A 26,537-nucleotide genomic window follows, 5' to 3' on the forward strand; every position below is an offset into this window, starting at 1 on the left:
TTCGCACCCAGCGTGACCGTGGTCAGCGCGCCTCCCGTCTGGGTCAGCGTCGCATTATCAATCGTCGTCGCCCCGGTGACCATGGCGGTATCCGCAATCGTATGTCCCGCACCGCCGTCCAGATCCAGCGAACCTATGGTACCGCCATCTGCATCAAGGGTTCCGCTGTTGGCGATGACGTTTCCGACAATACCTGTGTCAACATCCAGCGTACCGGTGCCGGAAATCGTTGTATCACCGGTCAGAGTGCCGCCATCCACGACAACAGTCCCGTCATCGACAGTTGTCGTTGTTGTAACAACACTCCCGCCACCTAAGTTTGTCGTTCCTGTATTGTGATCGAGCGCGTTAATCGTGTTGGAAACCGATAGTGTCCCGCTGCCGTCCATGACCACTGAACCGGCAACTTCACCCGTCAGATTGAGATCACCTGCGCCGCCCACATTTGCATTCGCGGTAATATCATTTCCGATGCTCGCGCTATCGCCGGCCGTTGTTACGGAGATCGTTCCGGCCACGGTCAGGTCTGACCCGACAATGGCAATACCGGTTTCGCTAAATGTGATATCACCAACACTGATCGTATCGACTGCTGTGACGGTATAGCCACCGGGCGCGCCAAACAGCGCATTGTCGCCAACACCGAAACCGACACTCAGCGCTGCGTTTAACCAGTTCAGCGATAAGCCCTGATCCCAGTCTCCGACGCCGCCGACCGCTGGCAAGGTATCAACAACCCCTCCAGCGTTCCACTCGAGATCTGCTGAAATACCTTGGCCGGGCACTGCAATAAGGCCCGAAATCAATGCTGTTGTTAAAAAGAAGCTACTGGTTTTCGTGCCAGTCCCCCGCGCCGCAAAAAATGGCATGATTTTTCCCAATCCGTTCCCGTAACCCATTCAATTAGAACATAGAGGCCTGTGTAATCAACAAGGTCAATCATTTTGACATCCTGTCGTGGCTCTGGGGGCGGCGCATCGGTGCCTGCCAGTTCGCAGGATTTTTCAGGTATTTTTCCCCGCCTGACACCATTGACGGCCGGACAGCCTGTACCAGACATGCAGACCAGTATCGCCTTCCGGGTATCAGTACAATCGCAGACAGGGTGCATAGGTATTGTAAGAACTTGAATCAAATTGATTTTTTCTAGAAAATCGTCGTTTCGCGCCGGATGTGCTCAAGGCGCGCCTTGAGCGTGAAACAACACTTTTCGATCATGCCCATTCAATAACAGAACGCATTCACTTGATCCAGACAGCGGGCAATAGGGCTAAACCGGGATAAATTGACGCTAAATCGCTCAAAGCGATTTTTCCGGGAGCAGAGCAGGATTATGTCGGATATGCGAAACAAACATGCGAATCCCCAAGCGATTGATCACTCGGGCGAGGCACATCCCGGCTGGTCAGGGACGGATCGCGTCCAGACCCGACGCCATGCCATTCAACGAAAGTTTGAACAAAAACGGATCTGACTGGGCATTAGGTCGGAAGGCCGCAACCATCTCGTTATCCTGCGCCGAAAGCGCCGTGGCCTTCTCTGTATCCACTTGCAAAAGCGCCTCGCAGAAATCACGGTTGCAGGCTTGCCAGGTGAACGACATGACGGCCTTTTCGTCCTGGTTTTCCGCTTCACGCATGGCGAAACCATTCGGCAAGAAAACCCCGACGGGCACACGGGCAATCAGATAGGTCTCATCCTTGTCATTGCGCGTTGCGATAATATCCGCGACAAAAGCACTGTCTGTTGCCCGCAGGATCCGCTGTGTGAGCGTGCAGTTCGTTTTTCCTACTGCCACCGCAACACAAGCAACGGTCCATGCCCCGAATTTCTGGCCATTTGTAACGGTCGCCGCGGCCGCCTGATCCGTGCCGGTATCGGTCTGGGCCGATGCGGACAAGGGCAAGGCAAACAGGGCGGCGACACACAAGGGTTTTAAAAAGGACATGAATATAGCTCCGGAAAAATGAAATGGTTTGGTCCATAAGGGAACGCGAACCTCTTTGCTGTCAAGGTGTCCGCTGCCCGAGGTCAAGATCCCGCATGCGGGGTTGCGTTTCTGCGATCAGCGTTAGAATTGCCAATCGGCAAGCGCCTGTGAGACACGGCCCAACCCCTTTGCCAAATTGACCGAGGCGCCGCCACCGACACCCAGCCGGATATGGCCAGGTTGGTCATATGCGCTGCCGGGCAACAGGAAAGTCCGGTAAGGATCAGCCAGCAGGCGCCGTGCAAAGGCATCACTGTCGATCCCATGTGGCAACCGACCCAATCCAATCAACCCGGCGCGGGGCGGATGCCAGGTTAACCCGTCCTGTGCAGCGACCCATTCGTTCATTTCCGCGAGGTTTGCGGCACCTTCGCGGCGCGCCTTTTCCATCGCTGATCCATAGCGTTCAGGACGCAGGGCAATCTCGGCAATCATTTCGCCCATGATGTTCATGATCTCTGACGAATTTTCCCGCAAGATCACCGCATCCATCACCAAATCCGCATCCTGACAAATCAGCCAACCGGTGCGCAGACCCTGCAATCCCAATGCCTTGCTCACCGATCCTGTCGTGATCCCACGCCGATACATTCCGGCAATTGACGGGCTGCGCGGCGCGTCCCATTCAAGCCCTGCATAGACCTCATCCACCAGCAGCCACGCGTCGGCCGCCGCCGCGATCTGCACCAGTTCTTCCAGTTCATCCTGCCCCAGAAGATCCCCGGTCGGGTTGTTCGGGTTGCTGATAAAAATCATTCTGGTTCTAGAGGTCACAGCATCGGCGACCTGGTCCAGTGGCAGGCGCCAACCTTCACTTTCCCGGCGCGTGACGCGTTTGATCCGGGCACCCACGGCACGGGCCAGAACCTCGGCCTGCGGCCAGCCGGGGGTCTCGATCACGATCTCATCACCGGGCTGCAGCAACTGCATAATGCTCAGATAATTCGCCTCGGCCGCGCCCGCGGTGATCAGTACATCCTCGCGCTGGCAAAGATCGGTCAATCCCGCCTGTGCCAATACATGGTCACGCAATTCAGGCAGGTCGCGAAAGCCGCGATTATTCCAGTCCAGCGACAGCTCAGGGTCGAGATCTGCCAGATAATCGCCCAGAACAGGCGCGCCTGACAGGGAAAACCCGACAATCGCCTCAGGTGCCGCATCAGTCGTCTCCAACAAATACTGAAACAAGGTGTGTATCTTGACTTTCATGGTGTCCTCCCGCCCAATGCCCCCATGAGTACCGCTTTCAAATTAAAGGGCAAACCCAAACAACTGGCTGTTCTGGATTATGGCCTGTTCGAGGTGCATGCAGGACCGCGTACAATCGGCATCTGTGGATTTGTAATTCGGACCGATGCGGATGAAATCGTCCTGATCGATACCGGATTTCCCGAAAAATACGCGGAGGATGCACAGGCCGCAACACATGAGGATGAATTGGGCAGTTTCGGGCGGGTCCTGTCGGTAGAACCTGAAAACATGCCCGGGCCGCAATTGGCCAAGCTGGGGCTGGCAAAATCCGATGTGACACTGATGATCCAAAGTCATACTCATATTGACCATCTTGGCGATATGGCAGGGTTTCCTCATGCGCCGATCCTGATTTCAGCAGCCGAACGCGCTCTGCCCCGCCCGCTATATTGGTCCGGCAAACAGGCGATGGAATGGCCTGACAGAGAATACCTTTTGGTTACAGAAGATTTTACACTGGGCGATGGGTTCGAGGTTCTGCTATGCCCCGGTCATGCCCCCGGCCAATTGGCATTTATGGTTTGTCTGCCGCAAACCGGTTGGGTTCTGCTGACCTCGGACGCCATCAGCCGCGCTTCCGAAATCGATGAGAAATTTGTGGGATCATGGGATGTGGCGCAGGCGATTCATCACGGTGACCGCCTGCTGACACTGGCCGCAGAACGGGACGCTTTTGTGATCTATGGCCACAGCCCCGAACAATGGCCATCGCTCAAGAAAGCCCCAGAATGGTTCGACTAGGCCCGAAGCCACACAATGGGCGGCAAACAGATGGCAGCGTCCGAATATAGTCGCATCCTGTTACAACAACGTTCCCTTGACGGATATGTTGCCGATTTCTGAAAACCGGGCACCGGCGTTTTAGCGAACGTCACGCCCCTGATTCAGAATGATCACATTGCCACTTGAAATATCCCCTGCGGGAGAGGCCAGAAAACCGACCCAGGCCGCAATTTCATCTGGCCGCATTGCGCGGCCATGGGGCATCTGTGCCACTGCCTTGGCCAGAACGTCTTCTGTCAAAACGTTAAACAACGGTGTCTCTGTCATTGCGGGGGCAATCGAATTTACTGCAATTTTGTCAGTGGCGTAGCGCCGCGCCAGATCTTTGGTAAGATTATCCAGCGCCGCCTTGGACGCACGGTAATGCGGCGGATCGAATACATCGAAATTATACGCGCCATTTGATGAGATGTTGACGATCTTGCGCACTCCGTCACGTCCAGACATCAGCTTGATCCCAGCTTGACAACAGTGAAACGCAGCCGAGAAATTCAGCGCCATTTGCCGTTCGAATTCATCCGCTGGAATGTCGGGGAATTCGGACATGAAACAAGTGCCGGCATTGTTCACCAAAACATCCACACCGCCGAGCATCGCCTCGATTTCACCAAAAGCGATCTTGATCGCCTGCGCATCCATCAGATCGACAACCATGCCCGCAAAACCGTCACATGCCATTTCAGCCAGGCCGTTCTGATCCACGTCAAAACCGACCACCGCGAAACCGTCCGCCAATAGGCGCGCCACAATCGCGCGGCCCATACCGCCCGCCGCGCCTGTTACCACTGCAACCTTGTTCACTTTTCTATCCTCCCATATTTGTCGGTAAAGAAACCGCATGCCCCTATCCAACCAGGCACCTCAACTCATCAATCCCGCCATGGGGTTAGTCTGCGCACAAGTTCCGAACCAGGCCAAGGGCACTTTGGCAGACATCCCCAAACAACCCCTGGCGACGATGTACACTTGGCACAGATGCCGCTTCAATGCGAACAGACAGACCTTGCCGGCCGGATGCCCACTCACATCCCGATTGCGATCAAACCCAGATGCCAACTGCCATCACCCGTTTGGTAAAAAACAACCGGAAAAGAGGTGCGATTGCCGCTGCCTGCGGGGGGTGTTTCCCAGAAAATCGGATCAGGCCTGAACCGAACAAGACGCTGATCCGCCATGAATTGTATTGCAGCCTCTTGATGATCACCCCAGAAGCCCAGCGGCTGCAGAACCGCCCCGTCACTGCGCACCGCTGAGTAGCGGTCTGCAAGACCGAAATCCGAATGCTCAATGAACGCCCGTGCGGATGGCTCAGAGGTCAGGATGGCCGCTGTCCGTGCCCAGACAGGCTCCGCCATCCGGAAAATTGTTTCGGCGTCACCTTTTGAGATCAGCCCGTGCAGATTTTGATAGGCATTCAGCAATGACTCGCGCAGTTCGGGACCGTCCGTCAACGCAACGGCATTGCCCGCCCAATGGAAGGCCGGAAGGGCTTCGTCATCTACCTGAAATTCCAGTTCCAGCCGGTAGCCACCAATTTCCTGCCCTGATTTCAGCACCATGGGCCGATCGCTGATTTCAGTGATCCGGTATTGGCCAGTGCTTTGCAACGCACCGTTTTGGAGAACACGTTCGGGCGCATCCGGCTTGGGCGCGACCGGAACAAAACTCTTTTTCTCGTCGCTGTATTCAAGATCAACAGGATGAATTTCGATGCTCTGCTGGCTCGCATAATCCCGCCGCTCCAGGACGATGGAAATTTTGACACCGTCACGCAATGCATAGACATACTTTCCAGTGGCAGGATCACGTCCGGTTACCGGGGAGAAATCCAGCGACAGCGTGTTACGCCCTGGCTGCATCTCAACGCCGATGTCACCAATGGAAGTCGCATAGGGGACATCAACATTCTCGCGTACAAACAGATCGTTCACCCGGAGGGACCAAACCACCCCTCTTGTAGAAATCTTGGCTGAATAACCGTGGTCGAGGTTCTGGGCCATGGTCGGTCCCTTCAATAGCGTGAGAGTTAGGAAAATTGCGATAAGGAGGGTGGTCAGTAGTCTGCCCATTCTGTTGTCTCCGGATGAAAGATCGTGACATAGGTTTCGCCCCCAGCGGGCTGCGCATTGCCTGCCTGAGAGATGCGATCGGCGTCACTGCGCGAGCGGGAAATACCATCAGCGACCTGTTGGTAGAGATCAGCAGCGTTCCCCTCAGGGGCAAACTCGCCGCCAAGGTTGATGATGTCCTGAGAAAACGGCCCGTCATTTGAGGCAATGCCAGCTTCTGCATATGCGGTAAACCCGACAACGACACCTTCAAAGACATAGCGTTTCTGACGTTTGCCCTCCTGTAGCCGCATCTCCCAAGTCCAGGACGTGTGAACGGTTCCGCTTGCCCCGGCCTTGGCGGAAAATACCCAGACCTTTGCCTCGACCCTGATGCCGATAGAAGCCTCGCCCCTGATCTTCATCTCTCCGCCAAAGGTCTGAGAAAGCCCGGCAAAAGCGGCAGCGGCATCCCCATTGGCTGGGATCGTCACCGTTGCTCCGCTGTCGATGGTATGGGTGAGGGTCCCTTCGGCACCGACCTCCAGATAGGCATCGAGCCTCGCATTCACAGCCTTGCCCGAGGCCATGCGCGCCCGCGCCTCACGAATTGCCGCAGCACCGGGACCACTGAACGCCATCGCCAATGCGTCGATGAAATCCAAACGTCCGGATATGCCGATGGCAAGGGTCGAGGTCATAGTCCCGATCTTCAACTCAAGATCGGGACTGCCACTTTTGCCAACCAGTTCAAAGCCGACCGGCTCGAAGGTCAAAGACTTGGACAAGGTAACACCCGAAGCATATTCCGTCAGATCAAGAGGGCGCGGCGGCTGGGTGTTTCCACTGGCGCAATATCTGTCCATGGTCCCGATTACATCGGCAAGACTGCCAAGCAACCCGGGCGGCTTTTGCTCTCTGTTGACGGCGTTGCCGCTGCTGGATCTGCCACCGGCTTTCCCTTTGGCCACAATCTCCATTGATCCGTATTGCCCTGTGAGGGAACCTTTGGCCTCCGCACTGCCGCTGACACCACCAGTGGTGAACATGATCCGTGTCGCCATTTCCACCTTGCCGTCCAGCTTGACATAAGGCAGTGGAATGACCGTCAAGGCCGCACCCATTGGCCCGTCAGTCAGACACTGCCTGGGCGTGAAGGATGCCACACTTACCCCGCTGCGGGTGGTTTGCATTGCCATCACCATGTCAAAGGCCAGCAAGGCATAGATCACCTGTTCGGGCACATATTTTCGCAGCATCAACACCATATTCGGCATCTGGGGATAGCCGACGGAAACCGACGCGCTTTTCTCTGTAATCCGGCTCAATCGTTCTACCAGACCGGTTGTGGCAATATGGGGCCGTTCTGGATGGCCGACCTGACATTGGCTTCCGCCCCAGGACACATCCAGTTTGGACACCAGATTGTTCCCTTCCATATCCTTGGCAACGGTCAGCATCTTTGTCTGGTCATCCACAGGCGGCCATTCGATCTTGCGAGAGGCATCAGCCCCGTCAGCAACCTTGCCTGACTTCATACAACAAGGCTGGTTCGGCTGGCATTCCACGCAGATCGCGGCAAACTCCGGGTCAAGCTCTCCATCCCCGTCTGCGTCAGGTTCGGCCGGGATCGGGCTGGATGTCATCGGAGCCCCGACGTAATTGTTGGCGAGCGCATTCAGGCGATGTTCGTTATGGCCATCAGACGAACCACCGTTGAGCTGACGCAGCACCGTTCGCGCAGCTCCTTCATCCCGGAACGATCCCGGAGCGTGCTCAAGCTGAAAAGCATAATCGGCTGCGGTCGGCTCATAAACTGTCATGTTTGAATGCCTTTTGAATGAGAAATTTTCGATTTCATCACGGGATCATCTGCGACGGAGAACCGGTAATAATCTCGCCCCCGTGACTGGTGCGGGACCCGATGCGTGCCGTCGGCTTGCCGTCAGTTTTGCATTGCGCGCTTCCGGTCAGAATAACAGCACCACAGGCAGATTTGTCACCAACAGTTGCAACGGGAATCCCGTCACAGGTTGACTTTGAAGCGACTTCTACAATCGGATTTGGCCCATGCGCGGGGCACAGGTGGGTATCACCAAGTCGGGCAGTCGGTTTCATCCGTGGTTTCCCTTCATTGGCAAGCGGGTGTTTTCCATTCGAGCCAGCCACGACAGCAGATCTTCCTTGCGCTGCCATGGCAGACGGCCGGTGCGGTGCAACAGGTCATGGGCCTCGCGTTCATGCTCCCAAAAGGCGGGACCATGGTGCAGCAGGGCACGGGCCATTGCCGTCACCTGTTTAAGACTGTTCATGCCGAATTTCCCGGCGGCAACAGGAGCATCTTCCGCCGCGCACAAGCATTGCCCGGTACTGAAGGTATCGCCAAATTCATCATGTAACTGTCTGGCCAGTATCCCGATCGCGCGCCGTTTTTGCAGCATCCCGAACCTGTCAAAACTGGTTTGGTCGATGGCCACACGCCGCGCGGCCCGGGTCCCCGTGTCCGGGAGCCATGTGGCCAGTGCCAAACGGTCCCGACAATCCTCTGCCAAGTCGAAAACAGTGGGCGGATCGGTGATCTGGGCATCTGCCGGCAGCAGGCTTTGCGGGCTTAGCGGTAGTATCAGCGCCGTCAGAGGCCGCAGGAGTTGCGCCAGAAGATGTGAGTCAAGCGCGCTCAGGGCATCCAACATCACGCGCGGATCATAAAAGCGGAAATACTGGGGCACCTCTCCGCCTATGGGTGTTGGCATCATCGTGTAGTAACGCAAATGCTTGTGCATGTGCTGCAATGTGGAGTCGGCCTTGAACAATATGCCGCTATGGCTGTCACAAGGGCGCTTCTGCAACAGGCCGAGAAAGTTGCCACCCGCATCATCCAGCCGAACCAGCCAAGGTGCCGCTGCAAGGCTTTGCGCATTGGTGGTGGTGTAGAGGCAGATATGTTCCGCCCCCGAAGTCGCCAACACTTGCGGCAGACCGGGCCATTGCACACCATCCAGCAGAGCCCAAAGATCGTTAGCCGGTGCCAACGCCGTCCAGGTGATTTCCTGAATTTGATAAGTGGCATGAATGATCTTTGGTGCAGAGACCATCAGCGGCGTGATACTGTCCGCACGCGCCACCGCATCCTGCATCGCCGGCGAAAGCCGCCGACCGGCATAACGCTCAGCGATGGTTTGAACCTGCGTTATCTTTTCCAACAACGCACCTCCGGCCATGACGGAACGCCGCAAGGCAGCTTCGAAGGTTTCAGCAGTCTCGGCACGCATCAACAGACGCAGAGAGACACGTTCGCCCCCCCCTTCCCAGAACCGCCCGACAGGGTCTTTTGAAGACAGGACACAGGTCCCTATCCAAACGTCGCTCATCCGTCATCCTTCATCGGGCAATGCGACACAAAGGGGGAACCGGCCCCGGCTGCTGCCAACAGCACCGCTGGAATCGCTGGAATGGCTGCGGCACCGGGCGAGGCTGACCCTACATTCAGGACGGGGGCAACATTCACCGCGCCGCCTTGCACGACCAGGGCGGCGCCACCTGAAACCAATGTGATCTTGGAAGCGTCCAATACGATTTCGCCTGCCGCCTTGATCGTGAGATCCGCGCCCGTGCGGATCGCATAACTGCCCGCAACATCGGCCCCCCTGTCAGCCTCTGTCTTTTCCGCAATCGGGCCGGTTACTTTTACGTCAAGCTTACCTTCGACGGTTTCTGTTCGGTCTGCCGCGACATCAAGATTCGATGCATTGCCTACTGAAACGTTGTCGTCGAATTCGACACGTCGCTTGGCCGAATTCAATACATGCATCTCAAGGTTTTTTTGCGCATGCAGATAGATGAATTCCTCGCCCGATTGATCTTCAAAGGTCAGCTCGTTAAATCCTTCGCCCTGATGCGAACTGGTCTTGAAAACGGATTGCGATTTTTTCGCCGGCAGGTCCACAGGCGGCCGGTTCGCTCCGTTATAAACACAGCCCGTTACAATAGGTTTGTCCGGGTCTCCGCGCAGGTGTTCAACAATGACCTCCATGCCGATACGCGGGATTACCATGCCGCCCCAGCCCTTGCTGGCCCAATTCTGGCTGACCCGCACCCGCATGGTATCGGCACCCTCAAGGTCCCAGTGATACCGCACAAGAATTCTCCCGTGCTCATCGCAGTCGATTTCGCCGTCGCCCACAACCACAGCCGTTTCCGGCCCCTGCACACGCGGGCGCAAGGTACGCCGTTCGGGGCGCAACGGCGTATCATCGGGCATCAGGACATAAACACCGTCATAGGGTGTTTCGTCATTGCCGGATTTTCCCGAACCATAGGCCAGGGCGCGGAACCGGTGTTGCGCCTTGAGACAAACAAAGCTGCGCCCCGTGGCACCCGCCACTTCATCACCGGTCAAGGTCACGCGCCAACCGGCACCTAGCGAAACAACGTCACCCTCAGCGCGATGACGTGGGGCCTGACCCCGCTCTTCATCCAGCCGGCGACTGACTACGCCGCGGCCCTCACCCTGATGCAGATAATCGCCGGGCCAGTCATAGCTTTCGATGTCGCCGTGCAGATGCGCGGTTTCGCCGGTCTTGTCGACCTCCTGCGCCGTGTTCGGTGACTTGAAGTTATATTCCGTCAACCGGACGGCACCTGTCGTCATCCGACGTGCCGAAGACCACAACCGGAAATGTTCTTCACCCGCCTGGTGAAAGCCGTCGACACCGTAATAGGGCCGCGTTCTTCCCGGAACAGCAGGTAGCGCAAACTCCGCGTCTGCAAGAAGCAAGGTATGTGATCCTGAAACATGGCACCATGACCAGGTGATGCCGAACCGTTCCAACTGACGGCGCACAAAATCCGCATCGCTTTCACTGTATTGAACAGTATATTCCAACACCGGATAATCGCCCGAAACCTGAACATCCAGATGTGGATTGCCCAGCCCGGAATAGGCCGCCAGAACCTCCTGAACAATTTCGATAACAGTTTTGTTGTGAAAGATCCGCATGTTCCGACGCAAACCGGCGACATGTAACCAGGGCCGCAAGACTAGATCATAGCGCCAGCCATTTTCGACAGCGCCGACGTGGCGTGCCTCGCAGACGATTCCATCAAAGGCACGGCTGCCCTGTGCATGATCAATTTCGACGGTGGCATGGGTGCCCAGCATGGCCTCAAGGTCGAGACCCGGAGACGTCGATAACCCCTCGACGCGCCATTCGAAATCTCCTGACAGTTCCTCGGACCCATCCATCCGCAATAGCACAAGCGTATCGGGCCCAAGTACGGTTGAAAGACGCCCCTGACGACCCTGCTGACTAAACTTAGTATTCACCGTCGAATCCAATGCCTACAATCAATAAGCGAAGTTCTAACAATGATCTGGGGATTATAAAACCCGTTGCGGCCTTACCCCCAAGCAGTTGAAAATATTCGCAGAACCTATTTCAATCTGCAACATGCCTCTATCCCAACCAATATAGGAAGGATCGGGTATAGCACGACGGATTCTGCCATCCTTCAAAAGATGAGTTGCGAGATCGAGCCGATGGGGCATGCGGCGTTGGGAGCGACATGCTACCATCATATGGTGCAATCGTGATGAACGATGCCGGCTCGATTTCGCTAAGCACATATAGCCGTTAACCGCACCGCAGGAATAACGAATATTTCTAGTATTTGAAACGTCTTTTCCTCATGGTTGAATCATGGATATTACACTCATCAAGACTTTTCTGGAGGTTTCCAACACGGGATCCTTTGTCGCCGCCTGTGATCGGCTTTTTGTGACGCAATCTGCCGTCAGCCTGCGCATCCAACGTCTGGAAGAAAGCCTCGGTCATCCGTTGTTCACGCGGTCCAAGGCGGGTGCCATCCTGACTCCGGAAGGAAAGCAATTCGAACGTTATGCCCTCAGCATATTGAAATTATGGGAAGAGGCGCGCCAGCAGATTGCCATTCCCGAAGGGTTTTCCCGCGCCATCAGCATCGGGGCGCAATATTCGCTCTGGCCCGGTCTCGGCTTTCGCTGGATTGACGCATTACAAGCCGAGATGCCCGAACTCAGTGTGCATGCTGAACTGGGAATGGCAGACCGCATCACCCGTTATCTGATGGAAGGTGTCGTACAGGCCGCCTTGCTTTACACGCCACAGCTGCGCCCCGGCCTGGTGGCCGAACCCGCACTTGATGATGAACTGATCCTTGTGGCCTCCTATCCCGACGCCAGCCTCGACCTGCAAAAGAATTTCGTCACGGTCGACTGGGGCCCCGAGTTCACCCATGCACTTGCAATTGCCTTGCCTCATCTGACCGACTCTGGCCGGTCGATGGCTCTTGGGGCGCTGGCGATGGAGTATATCGTCAACCGAAGGGCGGCCGCATTCCTTCCTGCCCGCTCGGCAAAACGGCATCTGGACAACGGTAGACTCCATCTTGTGGCAGAGGCGCCACGGTTTCCTTATCCCTCATGGGTGGTTTGGCGTGACGATCTGGACGACGACCTTGTCAACCTTGCCCGCCGCACATTGGCCCGGATCGTACAAGATGCGGAAAAGGAACAAGAAACTGTCGTGGGGCATCTGGATACAATGATCGCCCCGCTGACTGGTCAGCCAGGGTAAATTTCAAATTCATAGTTCTCGTTTTATGCATGATCAATTCGAATTTTACTCATTCCAGAACTTCCCTTAAATCCAATCCCAGCAGAGATGCTCCCGATCTACGGCGCTGACGCCGGATGACGGGTCTCCTTGTTGGGAAAGGAATGACCCATGAACACTCTTTCAAAATTCGCCACAGTTTCCGCACTGGCACTGATGGTTGCAACGCCTGCAGTTGCACAGCAAAAAATCACCGGTATCGAAGCTCTGAATGACCAGATCGACGACATTACCGACGACGTAAAAGATGACCTGGCAAACGCAAATGACGCAGAGCGTTATGGCCCGAACGGGGTTGCGCAAGGCTGGCGTGGTTCCTTCGCTCTGTCCGCCTCAGGCACATCTGGCAATACCGACACCGGTGAATTGTCCGGCGCAGGCCGCGTGACCTACGGCGTTGGCGACTGGAACCACCTGATCGGTTTCGCAATCGAATACGGCGAAGCCAATGGCACCAAAAGCGAGGAAAAACTCTTTGGGACCTATGAAGGTAGCCGCTATTTCACCGACCGTGTCTATGGTTTCGGGATTGCCCGCGTCCAGTATGACGGTGCGTTGGTTGATGCCAATGGCAACCTCCGTGATGGCGACGAAACAGACGCATTTCTGGGTTTCGGTCCCGGCTACCGGGTATTGAACTCCGAAAACCACACCTGGCGTGTTCAGGGGGGCCCCGGCGTGCGGTACTTCGAAGACGTGACAGGCACATCAGAAACCGAAGTCGGTTTCATTGCTTCATCTCGTTACTATTATGCGTTCAGCGACACAGTCTCCTTTACGATGGACACTGACGTATTGGGTTCCGACATCAACACCATCATCTCCAACGATGCGGGTGTGAATTTCAAGGTATCTGACAACCTGTCAACCCGCGTAAGCTACCGGACCGACTACAACACCGATCCGGCTGCCGGCCTGAAATCCACCGACAACTCTCTGGGTGTGTCTCTGGTTCTGGGCTTCTGAAAGCCAGCGGCGGTCTGATACCTCGTACCGTCGCTTGCCAGACCAAAGGAGGATGGGGCAACCCATCCTCCTTTTTGTTTTTACCGATAGATGAATGTTTGGAAATCGCCATCCTGAGTGACCATACCGCGGTACATACCTTCACAGTTGAAAGGCATGGTGATCGTGCCTTTTGCGTCTACTGCGATCAATCCGCCGGATCCGTCATTCTCTGCCAGATCATGCATTACAACATGATGTGCGGCGTCCTCCAGGGTTTGACCCGCATGGCGCATCCGTGCGGCAATTTCAGCGGCAGCAGTGTAGCGGATGAAAACTTCGCCATGACCCGTCCCTGAAACCGCACAGGTTTCATTATCCGCGAATGTACCGCTGCCGATGACCGGAGTATCGCCGATGCGGCCGGGCAGTTTCGCGGTCATGCCGCCAGTCGAGGTAGCGGCAGCGACAGTGCCATTGCCATCACAGGCCACAGCGCCAACCGTGCCATGCCGACGGGCGGGATCGTCGTCTTCGATTCCCCCGGCCCTCATTTGCAATGTGGATTGCAGGGCCTCCCAACGAGCCTGCGTAAAGAAGTAATCAGTGTCGGCAAATGCGACTCCGGCGTCACGGGCAACCTGCAGGGCATTGGGACCGATCAACATGACATGGTCGGTCCTGTCCATCACCGCACGTGCAGCCAAGATAGGGTTGCATGGGCCAAAAATGCCGCCAACGGCCCCCGCCGCGCGGGTTGCACCATCCATGATGGCAGCGTCCATTTCCTGTTTGCCTTCTGAGGTAAAAACGGCCCCCCTGCCCGCGTTGAACAAGGGTTCGTCCTCAAGCGCACAAACCGCCGCCGCGACTGCATCAAGGGCAGAACCGCCCCCGGCAAGAACCACATAGCCCGCGTCAAGCGCACAGCGCAAACCGGCGTGATATTTCGATTCAAGCGCATCCGTCAGTTTTGATTTCAGGATCGTGCCTGCCCCACCGTGTACCGCAAGTGAAAAATTGGTCATTTTGGTCCTTTCGTCGTCAGCCCGGCCTGACCCGCACAATACTGTGCGACCTGAGCATGTGTGGCGATCCAGCAATCACCCTTGGCGGTGATGCGTTCCAATAGCTGTTCAAGAATGAAAATTCGGCTCCGGTAACCTGTGACATGCGGATGCATCGTGAGCAAAAAGAGGCCACCCTCCGCATATGCCCCTTCGAATTCCCGCGTAAAAATGTCCAGAACATCCGCCGGAGGTGTATAAGGGCGCTGCGCACCAAACCGGTTCATCATGAAATAGACCGCGTCGTCGCGAATCCACTCCACGGGCAATTCAACCAATCCAGTCGGCTCGCCGTTCTGCACAATCTCATAAGGATCATCATCCGAGAATAGGGAACTGTCATACAATAGCCCCATCTCACGCGCGATACTCAGGGTATTGGGGCTATAATCCCAAGAAGGGGTGCGCATCCCAACAGGGCGCATGCCGCTGACTTTTTCCAATACATCCGCTGCCCGCATCATCAGGTCGCGTTCGGTATCTTCGCCCAGACCGGTGTTAAGTTCATGAATCCACCCATGCAGGCCGATTTCATGCCCTTCTTCCACCAGGCTGCGTTGTTCTTCGGAGTGCAAAAGCGCAGAAACCGCAGGGACGAAAAAACTGGCCTTTGCGCTGAACCTGTCCAGAACCTTGCGGATGCGTGGAATGCCGCGACGCGCACCATATTCACCCCAGCTCAAGCGTGCGACAGAATTTCCACCATCTCGCAATTCGTTGGTTTCGTGGTCACTGTCAAACGACAGGGCAACAGCGCATCGCGCACCGCCTGGCCATGTCTTGGGCAGCAGCGACTGTCCCGCTCGCACGGCTTCGACCTTGCCGCGCCAGATGGTTTCGCTCCATGTATGCGGTTCTGTCATGCATGACCTCCATCAACCTGCAGGATCTGACCAGTGATCCAGTTTGCCTTGTCGGAACAAAGAAAGGTGACAGCGTCAGAAATATCCTCGGCGCGTCCCAGACGGCGCATATGGATATTGCCAATGATCTGGCGCTGCCGTTCCTTACCAAAAGCCTCCCATTGGCGTTCTGTGGCCGGATTCGACAGGACAAATCCCGGCGCAACGGAATTGACGGTAATCCCAAAGGGGCCAAGCTCAAGCGCAAGCTGCTTGGTCAAACCGACGGCTGCATGTTTGGCAGCAGCATAGGCCTGAATCCCCGTCAAACTTGCCTTGAGGCCCGCACCGGAAGTTATCGTGACAATTCTTCCCTGACCGCGTGTTTTCATACCGGGCGCAAAGGCCTGAGCACACCACATCGCAGCATCTACATTGGCAGCAAAGATCGCATGCCAGTCAGCAGCGTCAATTTCCTCCATTGGGTGGCCGATCTGGCCGCGCACCCCACCCGCTGCGGTCACCAACCCATCGACCTGGCCATGATCGGCGATGACCCGGTTACACAGGGCTTGTGCTGAATTTTGACTACCAAGATCACCCGCATAGCATGTTGCACCGGACAGATCCGCGCATTTGGCCAACCCGCTTTCATCAATATCCAATGCCGCGACCCTTGCACCCGCTTCGATCAAGCCATGTACAATTGCGCTGCCGATCCCCTGTGCCGCGCCCGTAACCGCAAACACTTTTCCATCAAGGTTCAACTGCATAGCGGTACCATCAAATCAAGCAGCGCACAGGATTGCGCGCGTTTGCCGTCTTCTATGTCGCGGATCAAACCATGCAGCATCGCAAGGACGGGCGTCGCAATGCCGTGGCTTTTACCGATTTCAACCAAAATTCCGATCTGGGCATCCACTTCGGTCTTGCGTTTGCGCACCGCCAGATCACGGTAAATGCCTGAATGTGTCTTGGCTGTCTTGCGGTTGTGGGCAACCATCTTGTCAATGGCTTCATCGACGGCCTTTACATCACGGTTGCGAAAGGCGGTCGGATCAAACCCGTTGAACCCGATAGGCACAACCCCCTCAGCCGCGGCAAGGGTCATGACTTCTGCACCCAATTCGGCAAAAACACAGCGGCTTTGTGCCCGGTCCATCGCATCGGACATCGATGCAGGTGTGAGCGCGGTCGCAAACAACAACGCCCCATAGCCCATCTTGCCCCATAAGTAGCCCCAGATATTTTCCGTTTTGACTGCATCGGGCTCTACAATACCAAACAAACCATGCATGTCGCGCAGCCGCGCACTGTCGCTGCCGTCAAGCTCTCCCAAGGCTACTGCCGCACGGTTTCCATACAAAATCAGACCCGGCTCAATCCAGTCGGCACCAAAATTGACGAAACAACCAAGGGTACGCTCCTCTCCGATCCGCGATGCAATCAACCGCTCGTTCAGGCCGTTCTGCGCCGATACGACAAAACCATCCGACGCAAGATGCGGCATGAGCATTTCAAGCGCCTGCTCCGTATGATGTGCCTTGACCGCCAGGATCACCCGACGGAACCTACCGACAAGCGTATCAGGCGTATCCGCGGTCAGTACCTGGGTAAAAGAGTCAACCGGACCCTCGATTTTCAAACCTCCTTCGCGGATGGCGTGCACATGTTCCTCGACAATATCGACCATATGAACCGCGTGCCCCGCCCGGGCGAAATAGGCACCAAGGACACCCCCGATCGCACCAGCCCCCCAAATCAGGATCGTATCGTCGGTCATTCCCAGTCTCCCTCAAGCAGGGAACGGGTCTCTGCCACCGCAATATCCCAGATCTTTTCCATATCGGCATCCGGCTTTTGATAGTGACCGCCGTAATTGCCGTCACCGATCAGCTTGCGCACCCCCAGCGCGTTGCGATCACGCAAACGATCGAAATCCACATATGGCTTTTGTTCAGGCGGCACAGGACGACCTTCTAGCCGCGTCCAGGGAAAATTCTCCATCCAAGAGGCATGCGAGGCAATGGGGTCAAGCGCTTGCACCGCCGCCCAGGTCTGTGGCGCGCGCCACCAATCATGAAACCGACAGCGGGCCCCTTCACGATCCTGCATCCATTCCGCACAGACGGTTTGAACAGGGCTGTTACCACCATGGCCATTGACAATCAGAACACGCCGAAAACCTGTATCATAAAGACTGTCAAGAATGTCACGGACCAGCGCAGCATAGGTACGCAACCGCAAGGACACAGTGCCGGGAAAGCCCATGAAATAAGGCGTCAGCCCATAGGGCACAGCAGGAAAAACAGGCACACCCAAGGGCGCCGCCGCATCCGATGCAATCTTGCCCGACAATATGGAATCCACGGACAAGCTGAGATGCGCATGCTGTTCAGTACTGCCAAGCGGCAGGACGCAGCGGTCATCAGACTTGAGATAGGCCTCGACCTCGAACCAATTGCTCTCACTTATCTTCATCTTGCGTTTCCTTTGTGGTGATATTGACCCGTATGGTTTCGATCGCAGGCAACAGCTTGGACCTGACATCATGGCTATCGGGCGTGTGACGGTATTCAATTGCGCTCTGTTTGGGGCGCAAACCTTCACGCAGATAACCTGCGCCCGTGGAATAGATCAAAGTGTCCACCTCACTTAAGAGATCCGGCAATCCGTCATATCCGCGCGGCACTGCGGTGACACGGCCCAGATGCGGGGCAAACCGGTTTACACCGCTTTTCAGCGTCGGCAGAAAATCATCAAAGTAGGAGACAACGCCAACCTTCGCTTCGGGGGGGATACCCGCCAGCGCGATGCGCGTTTGCTCATTCGGTATCAACGTGATCCCAAAAACCGCAATATCCGGGAACAGGCGCGCCGCGTCGGCGGTCAACGTGTGCGGGCACACAACCAAATCAGCAGCGACAACCTGCCCTTTCTCAATATCGGCAAGGCTTGCCGCGCTGATGCTGTCACGATCATTCAGATATGAGGCCAGATCCGCCGCATAGGCGGTCGTAGCATCCGGGAAAGTACCCAGCATCAGGATGCGCATGGGCCTGACCGCCGCCTCCGGTGCCATCGAGACACGAAATGCAATGTCCTGACGGGACAGGCCCAGCTCAAGACCCAACTGGATCAGGTCCGAAACCTGACGTTGAAAATCTTCCAGTTTGCGTGCCTGCGTGGCGGGGGGGCGCGCCCGATCCGCGACAAAAGTGCCCGATCCGATGCGACCGGCCACATGCCCGCGCTCCTGAAGCGCGGCATAGACGCCGCTGACCGTGACAGGCGACAGTTTCAGAATCGCAGCAAGACGACGCACAGAGGGAAGCCGAGTGTTTGCAGGAATGTCGCCAGCGGCGATTCCATATTCCAGGGCACCCCGCAATTGCACAGACACCGGCACTGACGATGACGGATCTATTGCCGCCGTCAGCCGCTCCAAGGCCGGATCGATTTCACCTGTTTCAACGGAATCCATAGTGTACCAGTCACATATAACAATTACGCAATCAAGCATTCTTTCTACCCGATTTCACACCAATTATTACGCAGCTTCCATGCATTTGCAAATTTAATTGTGTCAAACAGGCATATTTTCTTGACGTTAAAATTATAGAATGCGTAGTGTTACAGCACACCATAACAGATGGAGGACAAAATGCTAAGAAATACCCTGAGGTCAGGCCTTGCCACGCTTGCTATTCTTGCGGCTGCGCCTGCCGTAATGGCGCAAGACCTGACAATCGGTCTTCGCGCCGGACCCGATTCTATCGATCCGCACTGGTCAACACTGGGCAGTCAGGCAGAGGCGCTGCGCCATGTTTTTGATACGCTCGTCGATGTGGATGACAAATTGCAGCTCAAACCGGGCCTGGCGGTCAGCTGGGAGGCGATCGACGACACAACCTGGGAATTCAAGATGCGCGAGGGCGTGAAATTCCACGATGGTTCCGATTTCGACGCCGAGGATGTCAAATTCTCGATCGAACGCATTCCCGAAGTCACCGGCCCGATGCCTATGACGCTTTACACAAAATACGTGGACAGCGTTGAAGTGATCGATCCGACCACGCTGCGGATCAAGACCAAGGGCATGGCTCCGTCCCTGCCAAACGATTTCACGCGTTTGTTCGTCGTGCCAACCGAGACCGGCAAAGACGTCGGCAACGAAGAGTTCAACTCCGGTGAAAAAGCAATCGGCACCGGCCCCTACACATTCGTAAGCTGGCAGCCAAAAGGCGATCTGGTACTTGAACGGTTCGACGGTTACTGGGGCGGCGCGCCTGCCTGGGAAAAGGTGACACGCAAGGAAATTCCGGATGACGCCGCCCGGGTTGCAGCATTGAAATCCGGTCAGGTCGACCTGATCAACTATGTTCCCGCAACTGACTATCTTTCCATGAAAGGTGACAACAACCTCGAAACCTTTGTATCGGATTCAGTCTATATTCTGAACATCGCCCCGTCGGTAAAGGATGAGGAACCGCAGCCGATCAAGGTCAACGGCAAGGAGGTCGAGGGTAATCCGCTTCAGGATCTCAGAGTCCGCAAAGCCCTGGATCTGGCAATCAACCGCGATGTGCTGGTCAACGTCGTTCTGGAAGGTCTGGGCAAACCGGCAACGCAACTCATGCCTGAAGGGTTCTTTGGATATACTGACAAGCTGGGCAAACGCGAATATGACATCGAGCAGGCCAAGAAACTGCTGGCAGAGGCCGGCTATCCCGACGGTTTCGAAATTGATTTCACCTGCACGAACAACCGTGTACCCGGTGATGCAGTCGTCTGTGAAGCACTTGCCCAGATGTGGTCACGCCTTGGATTGACCGTGAATGCACAGGCACTGAACGGCACCGTTTACTTCCCCGCTGCTGCGCGTGAAGAATTCACCATGACCATGTCGGCATGGGGAACGCTGACCGGTGAAGCCGCCTATACATACGGTGCCTTGACCCACACCAAGGACGCGGAAAAGGGTTTTGGCAACTTCAACCGCTCGGGTTATTCAAACCCCGAATTCGACCGGGTCTTTGGTGAAGGCAGCCAAACCCTTGATCCGGACGCACGTCGCGCCCTATACGAGGAAGCCTCCTTTATCGCGATGGAAGACCGCGCCTTGATCCCGACCGTGATCCTCCAGACTGTCTGGGCCGCCAAATCCGGTGTTCTGGATATGAACCCACGCGTCGACCAGGAAACCCGCGCCTACGAGATTACCCCGGAATAAACTGGGTAAACTCCCTGCTGGTGCGCAACAAATCCCTGTGCACCAGCGTCTATCTGATGACCGGCTGATCCGGCAAAAGCCTTTATGATAAGGGCAAAACATGAGGTTGTGATGTTTGGTTATCTCGTCGCGCGGCTTTCGCAGGCAGTTGTTGTCGTATTCGCCATGTCGGTTATCGTCTTTGTTGGCGTTTACGCCATCGGCAATCCGATTGACGTGATGATCGATCCCGGTGCCACGCAGGAAATCCGCGAAAACCTGATCCGCCAATACGGTCTGGATCAACCGTTATGGCGGCAGTATTTCACCTTTGTCGGCAATGTGTTCCAGGGTGATCTGGGCCGGTCGATGGTCTACAACATCTCAGTGACATCCCTGGTCTTTTCACGCCTCCCCGCCACTCTCGAACTTGTGCTGGTGTCCGTGACAATCGCGGCCTGCATCGGCATCCCTGCGGGGCTTTATGCCGGTTACCGCCCCAACAGCATCGGGGCCAAACTGATCATGGCCCTTTCTGTTCTTGGCTTTTCCGTCCCGACATTCTGGATCGGCATGTTGTTGATCATGGCCTTTGCAGTCGAATTGGGCTGGCTCCCCTCGGGCGGGCGCGGCGAAGTTGCGGAATTCCTGTGGTTCAAAACCTCTCTCGCAACATCAAACGGTTGGTCACACATCATCATGCCCGCAGTGAACCTGTCCCTGTTCAAGATGGGCCTGCTGATCCGTCTTACCCGGGCCGGCATGGTCGAAGCCATGGGCGCGGAATATGTGCGGTTTGCTCGGGCGCAAGGCCTGCCGGACCGGCAGATCGTGTTCAGCCACATCCTGCGCAATATCTCCATCCCCGTGGTAACAGTATTCGGACTGGAACTGGGTTCGACCCTTGCCTTTGCTGTTGTGACTGAAACCGTGTTCAACTGGCCCGGCGTCGGGAAACTGATCATTGACAGCATTCTCCAGCTCGATCGCCCCGTCATGGTGTCCTATCTGGTGATGGTCGTCATCCTCTTCGTTCTCATCAATCTTATCGTCGATTTGATCTATGCAAGGCTTGATCCGCGGGTCCGCCTGAAAGGAGGTTCATAATGCCTGATAGTCTGACACCGGCGGCCGATTTATCAGCGCTGCCTTCCGCACCACCTGCCGAAACACGGGCCATGCGTTTGCACAACTTCTGGTCGGACTACCGCCAGTCCTGGGTCGCCATCGGCGCCTTGATCGTTTTCATCATGCTTTTGGTCGGCGCATTCGGCGCGCCCTATTTCGTACCGCAAGATCCCTATGACCTTGCCAATCTCGACTGGCTGGATGCCTTTCTTCCCCCCGGGACGGTCGGATCCGGTGGTTATGCCCACCTGCTTGGCACCGACAATGCAGGGCGCGACATGCTGTCAGCGATCCTTTATGGATTGCGCACCAGCTTCATGATCGGCATTTCGGCCGGTGTCTTTGCACTGGCGGCCGGTATCACGGTCGGCCTGACTGCAGCTTATTTTGGTGGCAGAATAGAAGCGCTTCTTATGCGGATCGTCGATTTGCAGCTTTCCATGCCTGCAATTCTTCTGGCGCTTGTCATGGTTGCCATGCTGGGTCAGGGCATTCCCCAGATCATATTTGCCCTTGTTGTCGCGCAATACGCCTATTTCGCGCGCACCACACATGGCGCGGCCTCCGTCGAAAGACGCAAGGATTATATCGAGGCCGCCCGTTCAACCCCCCTGCCCACCTGGCGCGTCATGTTCAAGCATCTCCTGCCCAACGTATTACCGCCTCTGATCGTCGTGGCCACTGTCCAGGTCGCAAGCGCCATCTCGTTAGAGGCGACCCTGTCCTTTCTCGGGGTCGGCCTGCCGCTCACCGAACCGTCGTTGGGGTCGTTGATCTCGAACGGGTTCAAATACATCCATGCCGGACGTTACTGGCTTTCGATCTATCCCGGTATCTTTCTCATGATCACAGTTGTCGCAATCAATCTTGTCGGAGATCAAGTCAGGACCGTCATTGACCCAAGGAACAGCCGATGACCGCTGCATTAGACGTTCAAAACCTGACCACCCGCTTCGCGACACGCGGCGATGCTGTCACCGCTGTCAATGACGTCAGTTTTTCGGTTGAAAAGGGACGCATCCTTGGCCTCGTCGGAGAAAGCGGCTCTGGCAAGAGCGTCACGGGCTTCTCCATCATGGGACTGATTGATGCACCCGGCAACATATCAGCGGGCCGGGTTCTTGTTGACGGAGTGGATCTGCGCAGCCTGAACGATGAGGGCATGCGCAAGATGCGCGGCAACAAGGTTGCCATGGTGTTTCAGGATCCGATGATGACCCTCAACCCGGTGTTGCGGATCGGTGATCAGATGGCAATGGCCGTGCGTGTGCATCGCAAACTGTCAAAAACCGACGCGCTGGAACAGGCGCGCCAGGCCCTTGAAGCTGTGGGCATCCCGTCACCGGGTGAGCGTCTGCAAGCTTACCCGCATCAGTTGTCAGGTGGTATGCGCCAGCGTGTCGCCATCGCCATGGCATTGCTGCACAGCCCCTCGGTCATCATTGCTGATGAAGCGACAACAGCGCTCGACGTGTCGATCCAGGGACAGATCCTTGCCGAAGTGCGCGATCTGGCGGATCAGATGGGCACTGCTATCGTCTGGATCAGTCATGATCTTGCCGTGGTTTCAAGTCTCGCGGACGACATCTGCGTCATGTATGCCGGTCGCATCGTCGAACGGGGCTCCGCCCAACAGGTTATCGAACATCCGCGCCACCCCTATACTCAGGGCCTGCTGGATTCGATACCCGCACGCCATACGCCGGGCACGCCGTTGCCCCAGATCCCCGGATCAACGCCGCAGCTTTCCAGACTGCCGCAGGGTTGTCCTTTCCGGCCTCGTTGCCCCCGTGCAAGCGACGCCTGCACCGTCACACCGCCGGAAGACACCAAAGACAACCAGACCGTCCTGTGCCACCACCCATTGGAGCGATCATGACCGACCCAATTCTCAAAATCGAAAACGTATCCAAAAGATTCACCCGTATGCCGGGTTTGGCAGAACGATTGGTCGGCAAGGTTCTTGGCGGCGGTAAACCCGTAACGGTTCATGCCCTGACTGACGTTTCCCTGTCCGTCATGCAGGGCGAAGTCCTTGGGATCGTCGGTGAATCCGGCTGTGGAAAGTCTACGCTGGGTCGGGTTGTGTCCGGTATCTATGCACCCAGTGACGGGCGCGTGACCCTTTATGATAAACCCATCGCCCGCGCACAGGGCGGTAATGTGGACAAACTTACAACGCAGGTACAAATGATCCATCAGGATCCCTTTGCCTCGCTCAATCCACGAATGAAAGTTGGTGAAACGCTCTCGGAAGGGCCGCGCTATCACAAGATCATTCCAGCCAGGAATGTACAGCAGCGCATGCGGGAATTGCTCGAAAAGGTGGGGCTGGAAGGTGCCTATGCCGATCGCCTGCCACACCAGTTTTCCGGCGGTCAAAGACAGCGTGTGGCCATCGCCCGCGCCCTGGCAATGGAACCCGAGGTTCTGGTGCTGGACGAAGCGGTGGCATCGCTCGATGTTTCGATTCAGGCACAGGTTCTGAATCTGTTTATGGAACTACGGCGTGACCTGGGGCTGACCGCGCTGTTTATCAGTCATGACCTATCGGTTGTGCGACATGTCTGTGATCGGGTTGCAATTATGTATCTGGGCCGCCTGGTCGAACTCGCGCCGGCGGATGAACTCTACCTGGAGCCCAAACACCCCTATACTTCGGCGCTCTTTGCCTCTGTGCCCACAGTCGGGACGGGCAAGCGTCGCTTTGAAGCCATCAAGGGTGAAATCCCCTCCCCGATCAACCCGCCCTCGGGCTGCGCCTTTCATCCGCGCTGCCCTCTGGCCGGTCAGCGGTGCAGCGTCGAGGCACCACAACTGAGCGACGCAGGCACGAACCGAACCGTCGCCTGCCATCTCAATGATGGCGGTGTCGGCAAACCGCTGAGGGCTGCAGCATGAGCACGGATCTCAATACCCGCATCGGTCGGCTCAACGATGTGCTTTGTGCCGTCAACACACTTAATTGGGATGCCCGCACACAGATGCCCGCGATGGGGGCCGAAACGCGCGGACAACAGGTGGCGACACTGATGGGGATCGCCCGTGAGATGTTGCTTGAACCCGCAATGCAAGAGGCGGTTGACGCCACAGACGATCCTGCTGCCGCCGCTGCGGTGAATGCTGCAATCAAACATCACGCCCGACTGCCCGCCGGCCTGTTGCAAGCACAGGCGGAACAAGCCACCCTTGCCGGCACCGCATGGGCACAAGCGCGACACGCTTCTGACTTTTCCATATTTCAGCCTCATCTCGAAAAGGTCGTCGCCCTGGCCCGCGAAAAGGCCGCGGCGCTTGGCTATGACGCCCACCCCTATGACCCGATGGTGCAAATTTTCGAACCCGGTGAAACGGCCGCCCGCCTTGCTACTTTCTTTGATGAACTGCGTGAGGGCATCCTGCCGGTTCTGGACAAGGCCAAAGGACGCCCGCGCCCCAGGACCGATTTCCTCTATCGTGAATACCCGCCTGAACTGCAGCAGAAATTTGCCGCCGAAACCGCACGCGCGCTCGGGTATGATTTCGACCGTGGCCGCCTGGATACCGCGGTGCACCCTTTCGAGATCAGCTTTACCAGAAACGACGTGCGCATCACCTCGCGCTGGCCGCGAAACTATCTGCCCATGTCGATTTTTGGATCAATCCATGAGGTGGGCCATGCCCTTTATGAGCAAGGCGTCGCACCGATCCATACGCGTGGCGTATTCGCGACCGACATGATCGGTCTTTATGCTGTCGGCGGCACCAGCTTTGGCATGCACGAAAGCCAGTCGCGATTGCTTGAAAATCACGTCGGGCGCAGCCCCGCCTTTTGGGCGGCACATTATCCCCGCCTGCGCGATACCTTCCCCGACCAATTGGCCGATGTGAGCGAAACAGAGTTTGTCGCGGCCATTAACCGGGTTGAACCGGGACCGATCCGTGTAGAGGCAGACGAGTTGACTTATGATCTGCACATCATGCTCCGGGTCCGGCTGGAAATGGCATTGATGGACGGATCCCTTGCTGTGGCTGACCTGCCTGCTGTATGGCGCGAAGCCATGCGCAATGATCTCGGTGTCGAGATCGCAGATGACGCCAATGGATGCCTGCAGGACGTGCATTGGTCTTCAGGTTACATCGGGTCCTTTCCAACCTATTCCATTGGCAATGCCACAGCGGCACTCCTCATGGCGCATTTTGAGACCGCCCAACCGGAGATACGCAAGGCCTTGATCCGTGCGGATACCGCCCCTCTTCGGGCCGAACTGTCCGAGTCCGTTTGGCAGCATGGCCGCTCCAGATCGCGGGCTGAACTTTTGGAAAACCTGGGGCTGTCTGCAACAAATACAAAACCCTATCTGGACTACCTTCAAAACAAGTTCGCGCAGTAATGCGCGAAGGACGGGTTTGGTAACAAGCAACCAGGCCGATGCAAACGCCGTTGCGGGCCCTGGCTCTGCCCCGTTGTGCCCCTACCCTGCATCTCTCTGCGCACCTCCCTCGCGGCGCGAGCCATCGTTGCACGGCTCAGTCATACAAAGTTTCGAACCGGACGTCAGCACCCCGCAACAAACGCGATGACAATGCGACAGAATCATCGCCGGAATGAGCCGGCATTTTCCGGCCATCAATGCGA

General features: G+C 56.5%; 24 protein-coding genes. 9 read left to right on the plus strand and 15 right to left on the minus strand.

Annotated elements, in window-relative coordinates; all coding sequences use genetic code 11:
- The 3 genes from OS190_RS18605 to OS190_RS18615 form a co-directional block, all read right to left on the minus strand.
- Window positions 1-869 (minus strand): hypothetical protein (locus OS190_RS18605; protein WP_267160205.1); only part of this gene is annotated, 869 nt, incomplete at its 3' end.
- A gap of 536 nt (window positions 870-1,405) precedes the next feature.
- Complete coding sequence (locus OS190_RS18610; protein ID WP_267160206.1) at window positions 1,406-1,948, minus strand: invasion associated locus B family protein; 543 nt, start codon at window positions 1,946-1,948, stop codon at window positions 1,406-1,408.
- Between the two features lie 123 nt (window positions 1,949-2,071).
- Complete coding sequence (locus OS190_RS18615; protein WP_267160207.1) at window positions 2,072-3,199, minus strand: aminotransferase class I/II-fold pyridoxal phosphate-dependent enzyme; 1,128 nt, start codon at window positions 3,197-3,199, stop codon at window positions 2,072-2,074.
- A gap of 24 nt (window positions 3,200-3,223) precedes the next feature.
- On the opposite strand from OS190_RS18615, the gene OS190_RS18620 reads away from it, so the two are divergent.
- Window positions 3,224-3,982 carry an MBL fold metallo-hydrolase gene (locus OS190_RS18620; RefSeq protein WP_267160208.1) on the plus strand — a complete coding sequence of 253 codons (759 nt, stop codon included), beginning with the start codon at window positions 3,224-3,226 and terminating at the stop codon, window positions 3,980-3,982.
- Window positions 3,983-4,102: 120 nt separating this feature from the next.
- On the opposite strand, the gene OS190_RS18625 is transcribed toward OS190_RS18620, so the two are convergent.
- The 6 genes from OS190_RS18625 to OS190_RS18650 form a co-directional block, all read right to left on the minus strand.
- Window positions 4,103-4,825 (minus strand): SDR family NAD(P)-dependent oxidoreductase, encoded by a 723-nt coding sequence (locus tag OS190_RS18625; RefSeq protein WP_267160209.1) that lies wholly within the window; start codon window positions 4,823-4,825, stop codon window positions 4,103-4,105.
- 221 nt (window positions 4,826-5,046) lie between these two features.
- A complete protein-coding gene (locus tag OS190_RS18630) occupies window positions 5,047-6,024 on the minus strand; it encodes a hypothetical protein (RefSeq protein ID WP_267160210.1) in 978 nt (325 codons plus the stop codon).
- 53 nt (window positions 6,025-6,077) lie between these two features.
- Complete coding sequence (locus OS190_RS18635; RefSeq protein WP_267160211.1) at window positions 6,078-7,895, minus strand: hypothetical protein; 1,818 nt, start codon at window positions 7,893-7,895, stop codon at window positions 6,078-6,080.
- A gap of 37 nt (window positions 7,896-7,932) precedes the next feature.
- Entirely contained in the window at window positions 7,933-8,190 is a 258-nt protein-coding gene (locus tag OS190_RS18640; RefSeq protein ID WP_267160212.1) for a PAAR domain-containing protein, read from the minus strand.
- On the minus strand, window positions 8,187-9,443 hold the full coding sequence (locus OS190_RS18645) for a DUF4123 domain-containing protein (RefSeq protein WP_267160213.1): 1,257 nt from the start codon (window positions 9,441-9,443) through the stop codon (window positions 8,187-8,189). Before OS190_RS18645 ends, OS190_RS18640 begins: the two co-directional genes overlap by 4 nt.
- The gene (locus OS190_RS18650) at window positions 9,440-11,398 is read right to left on the minus strand and encodes a type VI secretion system Vgr family protein (protein WP_267160214.1); all 1,959 of its coding nucleotides are present in this window, start codon (window positions 11,396-11,398) and stop codon (window positions 9,440-9,442) included. Before OS190_RS18650 ends, OS190_RS18645 begins: the two co-directional genes overlap by 4 nt.
- 373 nt (window positions 11,399-11,771) lie before the next feature.
- Here OS190_RS18650 and OS190_RS18655 point away from each other — a divergent pair, with 373 nt between their 5' ends.
- Together OS190_RS18655 and OS190_RS18660 are read left to right on the plus strand one after the other, a co-directional pair.
- Window positions 11,772-12,686 carry a LysR family transcriptional regulator gene (locus tag OS190_RS18655; RefSeq protein WP_267160215.1) on the plus strand — a complete coding sequence of 305 codons (915 nt, stop codon included), beginning with the start codon at window positions 11,772-11,774 and terminating at the stop codon, window positions 12,684-12,686.
- Between the two features lie 150 nt (window positions 12,687-12,836).
- A complete protein-coding gene (locus OS190_RS18660) occupies window positions 12,837-13,691 on the plus strand; it encodes a DUF481 domain-containing protein (protein ID WP_267160216.1) in 855 nt (284 codons plus the stop codon).
- An 80-nt stretch (window positions 13,692-13,771) separates the two neighbouring features.
- On the opposite strand, the gene OS190_RS18665 is transcribed toward OS190_RS18660, so the two are convergent.
- Genes OS190_RS18665 through OS190_RS18690 form a run of 6 tightly spaced genes read right to left on the minus strand, consistent with a single transcriptional unit; the run spans window position 13,772 to window position 19,063 of the window.
- A complete protein-coding gene (locus OS190_RS18665) occupies window positions 13,772-14,698 on the minus strand; it encodes an isoaspartyl peptidase/L-asparaginase family protein (protein ID WP_267160217.1) in 927 nt (308 codons plus the stop codon).
- The gene (locus OS190_RS18670; RefSeq protein WP_267160218.1) at window positions 14,695-15,600 is read right to left on the minus strand and encodes a polysaccharide deacetylase family protein; all 906 of its coding nucleotides are present in this window, start codon (window positions 15,598-15,600) and stop codon (window positions 14,695-14,697) included. Before OS190_RS18670 ends, OS190_RS18665 begins: the two co-directional genes overlap by 4 nt.
- The gene (locus OS190_RS18675; RefSeq protein WP_267160219.1) at window positions 15,597-16,352 is read right to left on the minus strand and encodes an SDR family NAD(P)-dependent oxidoreductase; all 756 of its coding nucleotides are present in this window, start codon (window positions 16,350-16,352) and stop codon (window positions 15,597-15,599) included. Before OS190_RS18675 ends, OS190_RS18670 begins: the two co-directional genes overlap by 4 nt.
- Window positions 16,343-17,362: a ketopantoate reductase family protein gene (locus tag OS190_RS18680; protein ID WP_267160220.1), complete on the minus strand. Its 1,020-nt coding sequence runs from the start codon at window positions 17,360-17,362 to the stop codon at window positions 16,343-16,345. The genes OS190_RS18675 and OS190_RS18680 overlap by 10 nt, the downstream gene beginning before the upstream one ends.
- Window positions 17,359-18,060 (minus strand): creatininase family protein, encoded by a 702-nt coding sequence (locus OS190_RS18685; RefSeq protein WP_267160221.1) that lies wholly within the window; start codon window positions 18,058-18,060, stop codon window positions 17,359-17,361. The genes OS190_RS18680 and OS190_RS18685 overlap by 4 nt, the downstream gene beginning before the upstream one ends.
- Window positions 18,047-19,063 carry a GntR family transcriptional regulator gene (locus OS190_RS18690; protein WP_267160222.1) on the minus strand — a complete coding sequence of 339 codons (1,017 nt, stop codon included), beginning with the start codon at window positions 19,061-19,063 and terminating at the stop codon, window positions 18,047-18,049. The genes OS190_RS18685 and OS190_RS18690 overlap by 14 nt, the downstream gene beginning before the upstream one ends.
- A gap of 180 nt (window positions 19,064-19,243) precedes the next feature.
- Between OS190_RS18690 and OS190_RS18695 the strand changes: the two genes are divergently transcribed.
- The 6 genes from OS190_RS18695 to OS190_RS18720 all read left to right on the plus strand — a co-directional run bounded on the left by OS190_RS18695 (window position 19,244) and on the right by OS190_RS18720 (window position 26,292).
- A complete protein-coding gene (locus OS190_RS18695) occupies window positions 19,244-20,812 on the plus strand; it encodes an ABC transporter substrate-binding protein (protein WP_267160223.1) in 1,569 nt (522 codons plus the stop codon).
- 111 nt (window positions 20,813-20,923) lie between these two features.
- A complete protein-coding gene (locus OS190_RS18700) occupies window positions 20,924-21,898 on the plus strand; it encodes an ABC transporter permease (protein WP_267160224.1) in 975 nt (324 codons plus the stop codon).
- Window positions 21,898-22,836, plus strand: a complete 939-nt coding sequence (locus tag OS190_RS18705; protein ID WP_267160225.1) for an ABC transporter permease — start codon at window positions 21,898-21,900, stop codon at window positions 22,834-22,836. The genes OS190_RS18700 and OS190_RS18705 overlap by 1 nt, the downstream gene beginning before the upstream one ends.
- Window positions 22,833-23,798 carry an ABC transporter ATP-binding protein gene (locus tag OS190_RS18710; RefSeq protein WP_267160226.1) on the plus strand — a complete coding sequence of 322 codons (966 nt, stop codon included), beginning with the start codon at window positions 22,833-22,835 and terminating at the stop codon, window positions 23,796-23,798. Before OS190_RS18705 ends, OS190_RS18710 begins: the two co-directional genes overlap by 4 nt.
- Window positions 23,795-24,820 (plus strand): ABC transporter ATP-binding protein, encoded by a 1,026-nt coding sequence (locus tag OS190_RS18715; RefSeq protein WP_267160227.1) that lies wholly within the window; start codon window positions 23,795-23,797, stop codon window positions 24,818-24,820. The genes OS190_RS18710 and OS190_RS18715 overlap by 4 nt, the downstream gene beginning before the upstream one ends.
- Complete coding sequence (locus OS190_RS18720; RefSeq protein WP_267160228.1) at window positions 24,817-26,292, plus strand: carboxypeptidase M32; 1,476 nt, start codon at window positions 24,817-24,819, stop codon at window positions 26,290-26,292. The genes OS190_RS18715 and OS190_RS18720 overlap by 4 nt, the downstream gene beginning before the upstream one ends.
- Window positions 26,293-26,537 lie beyond the last annotated feature (245 nt).

Origin of the sequence: Sulfitobacter sp. F26204 (assembly GCF_026410305.1) — a bacterium.
Lineage (GTDB): Bacteria > Pseudomonadota > Alphaproteobacteria > Rhodobacterales > Rhodobacteraceae > Sulfitobacter.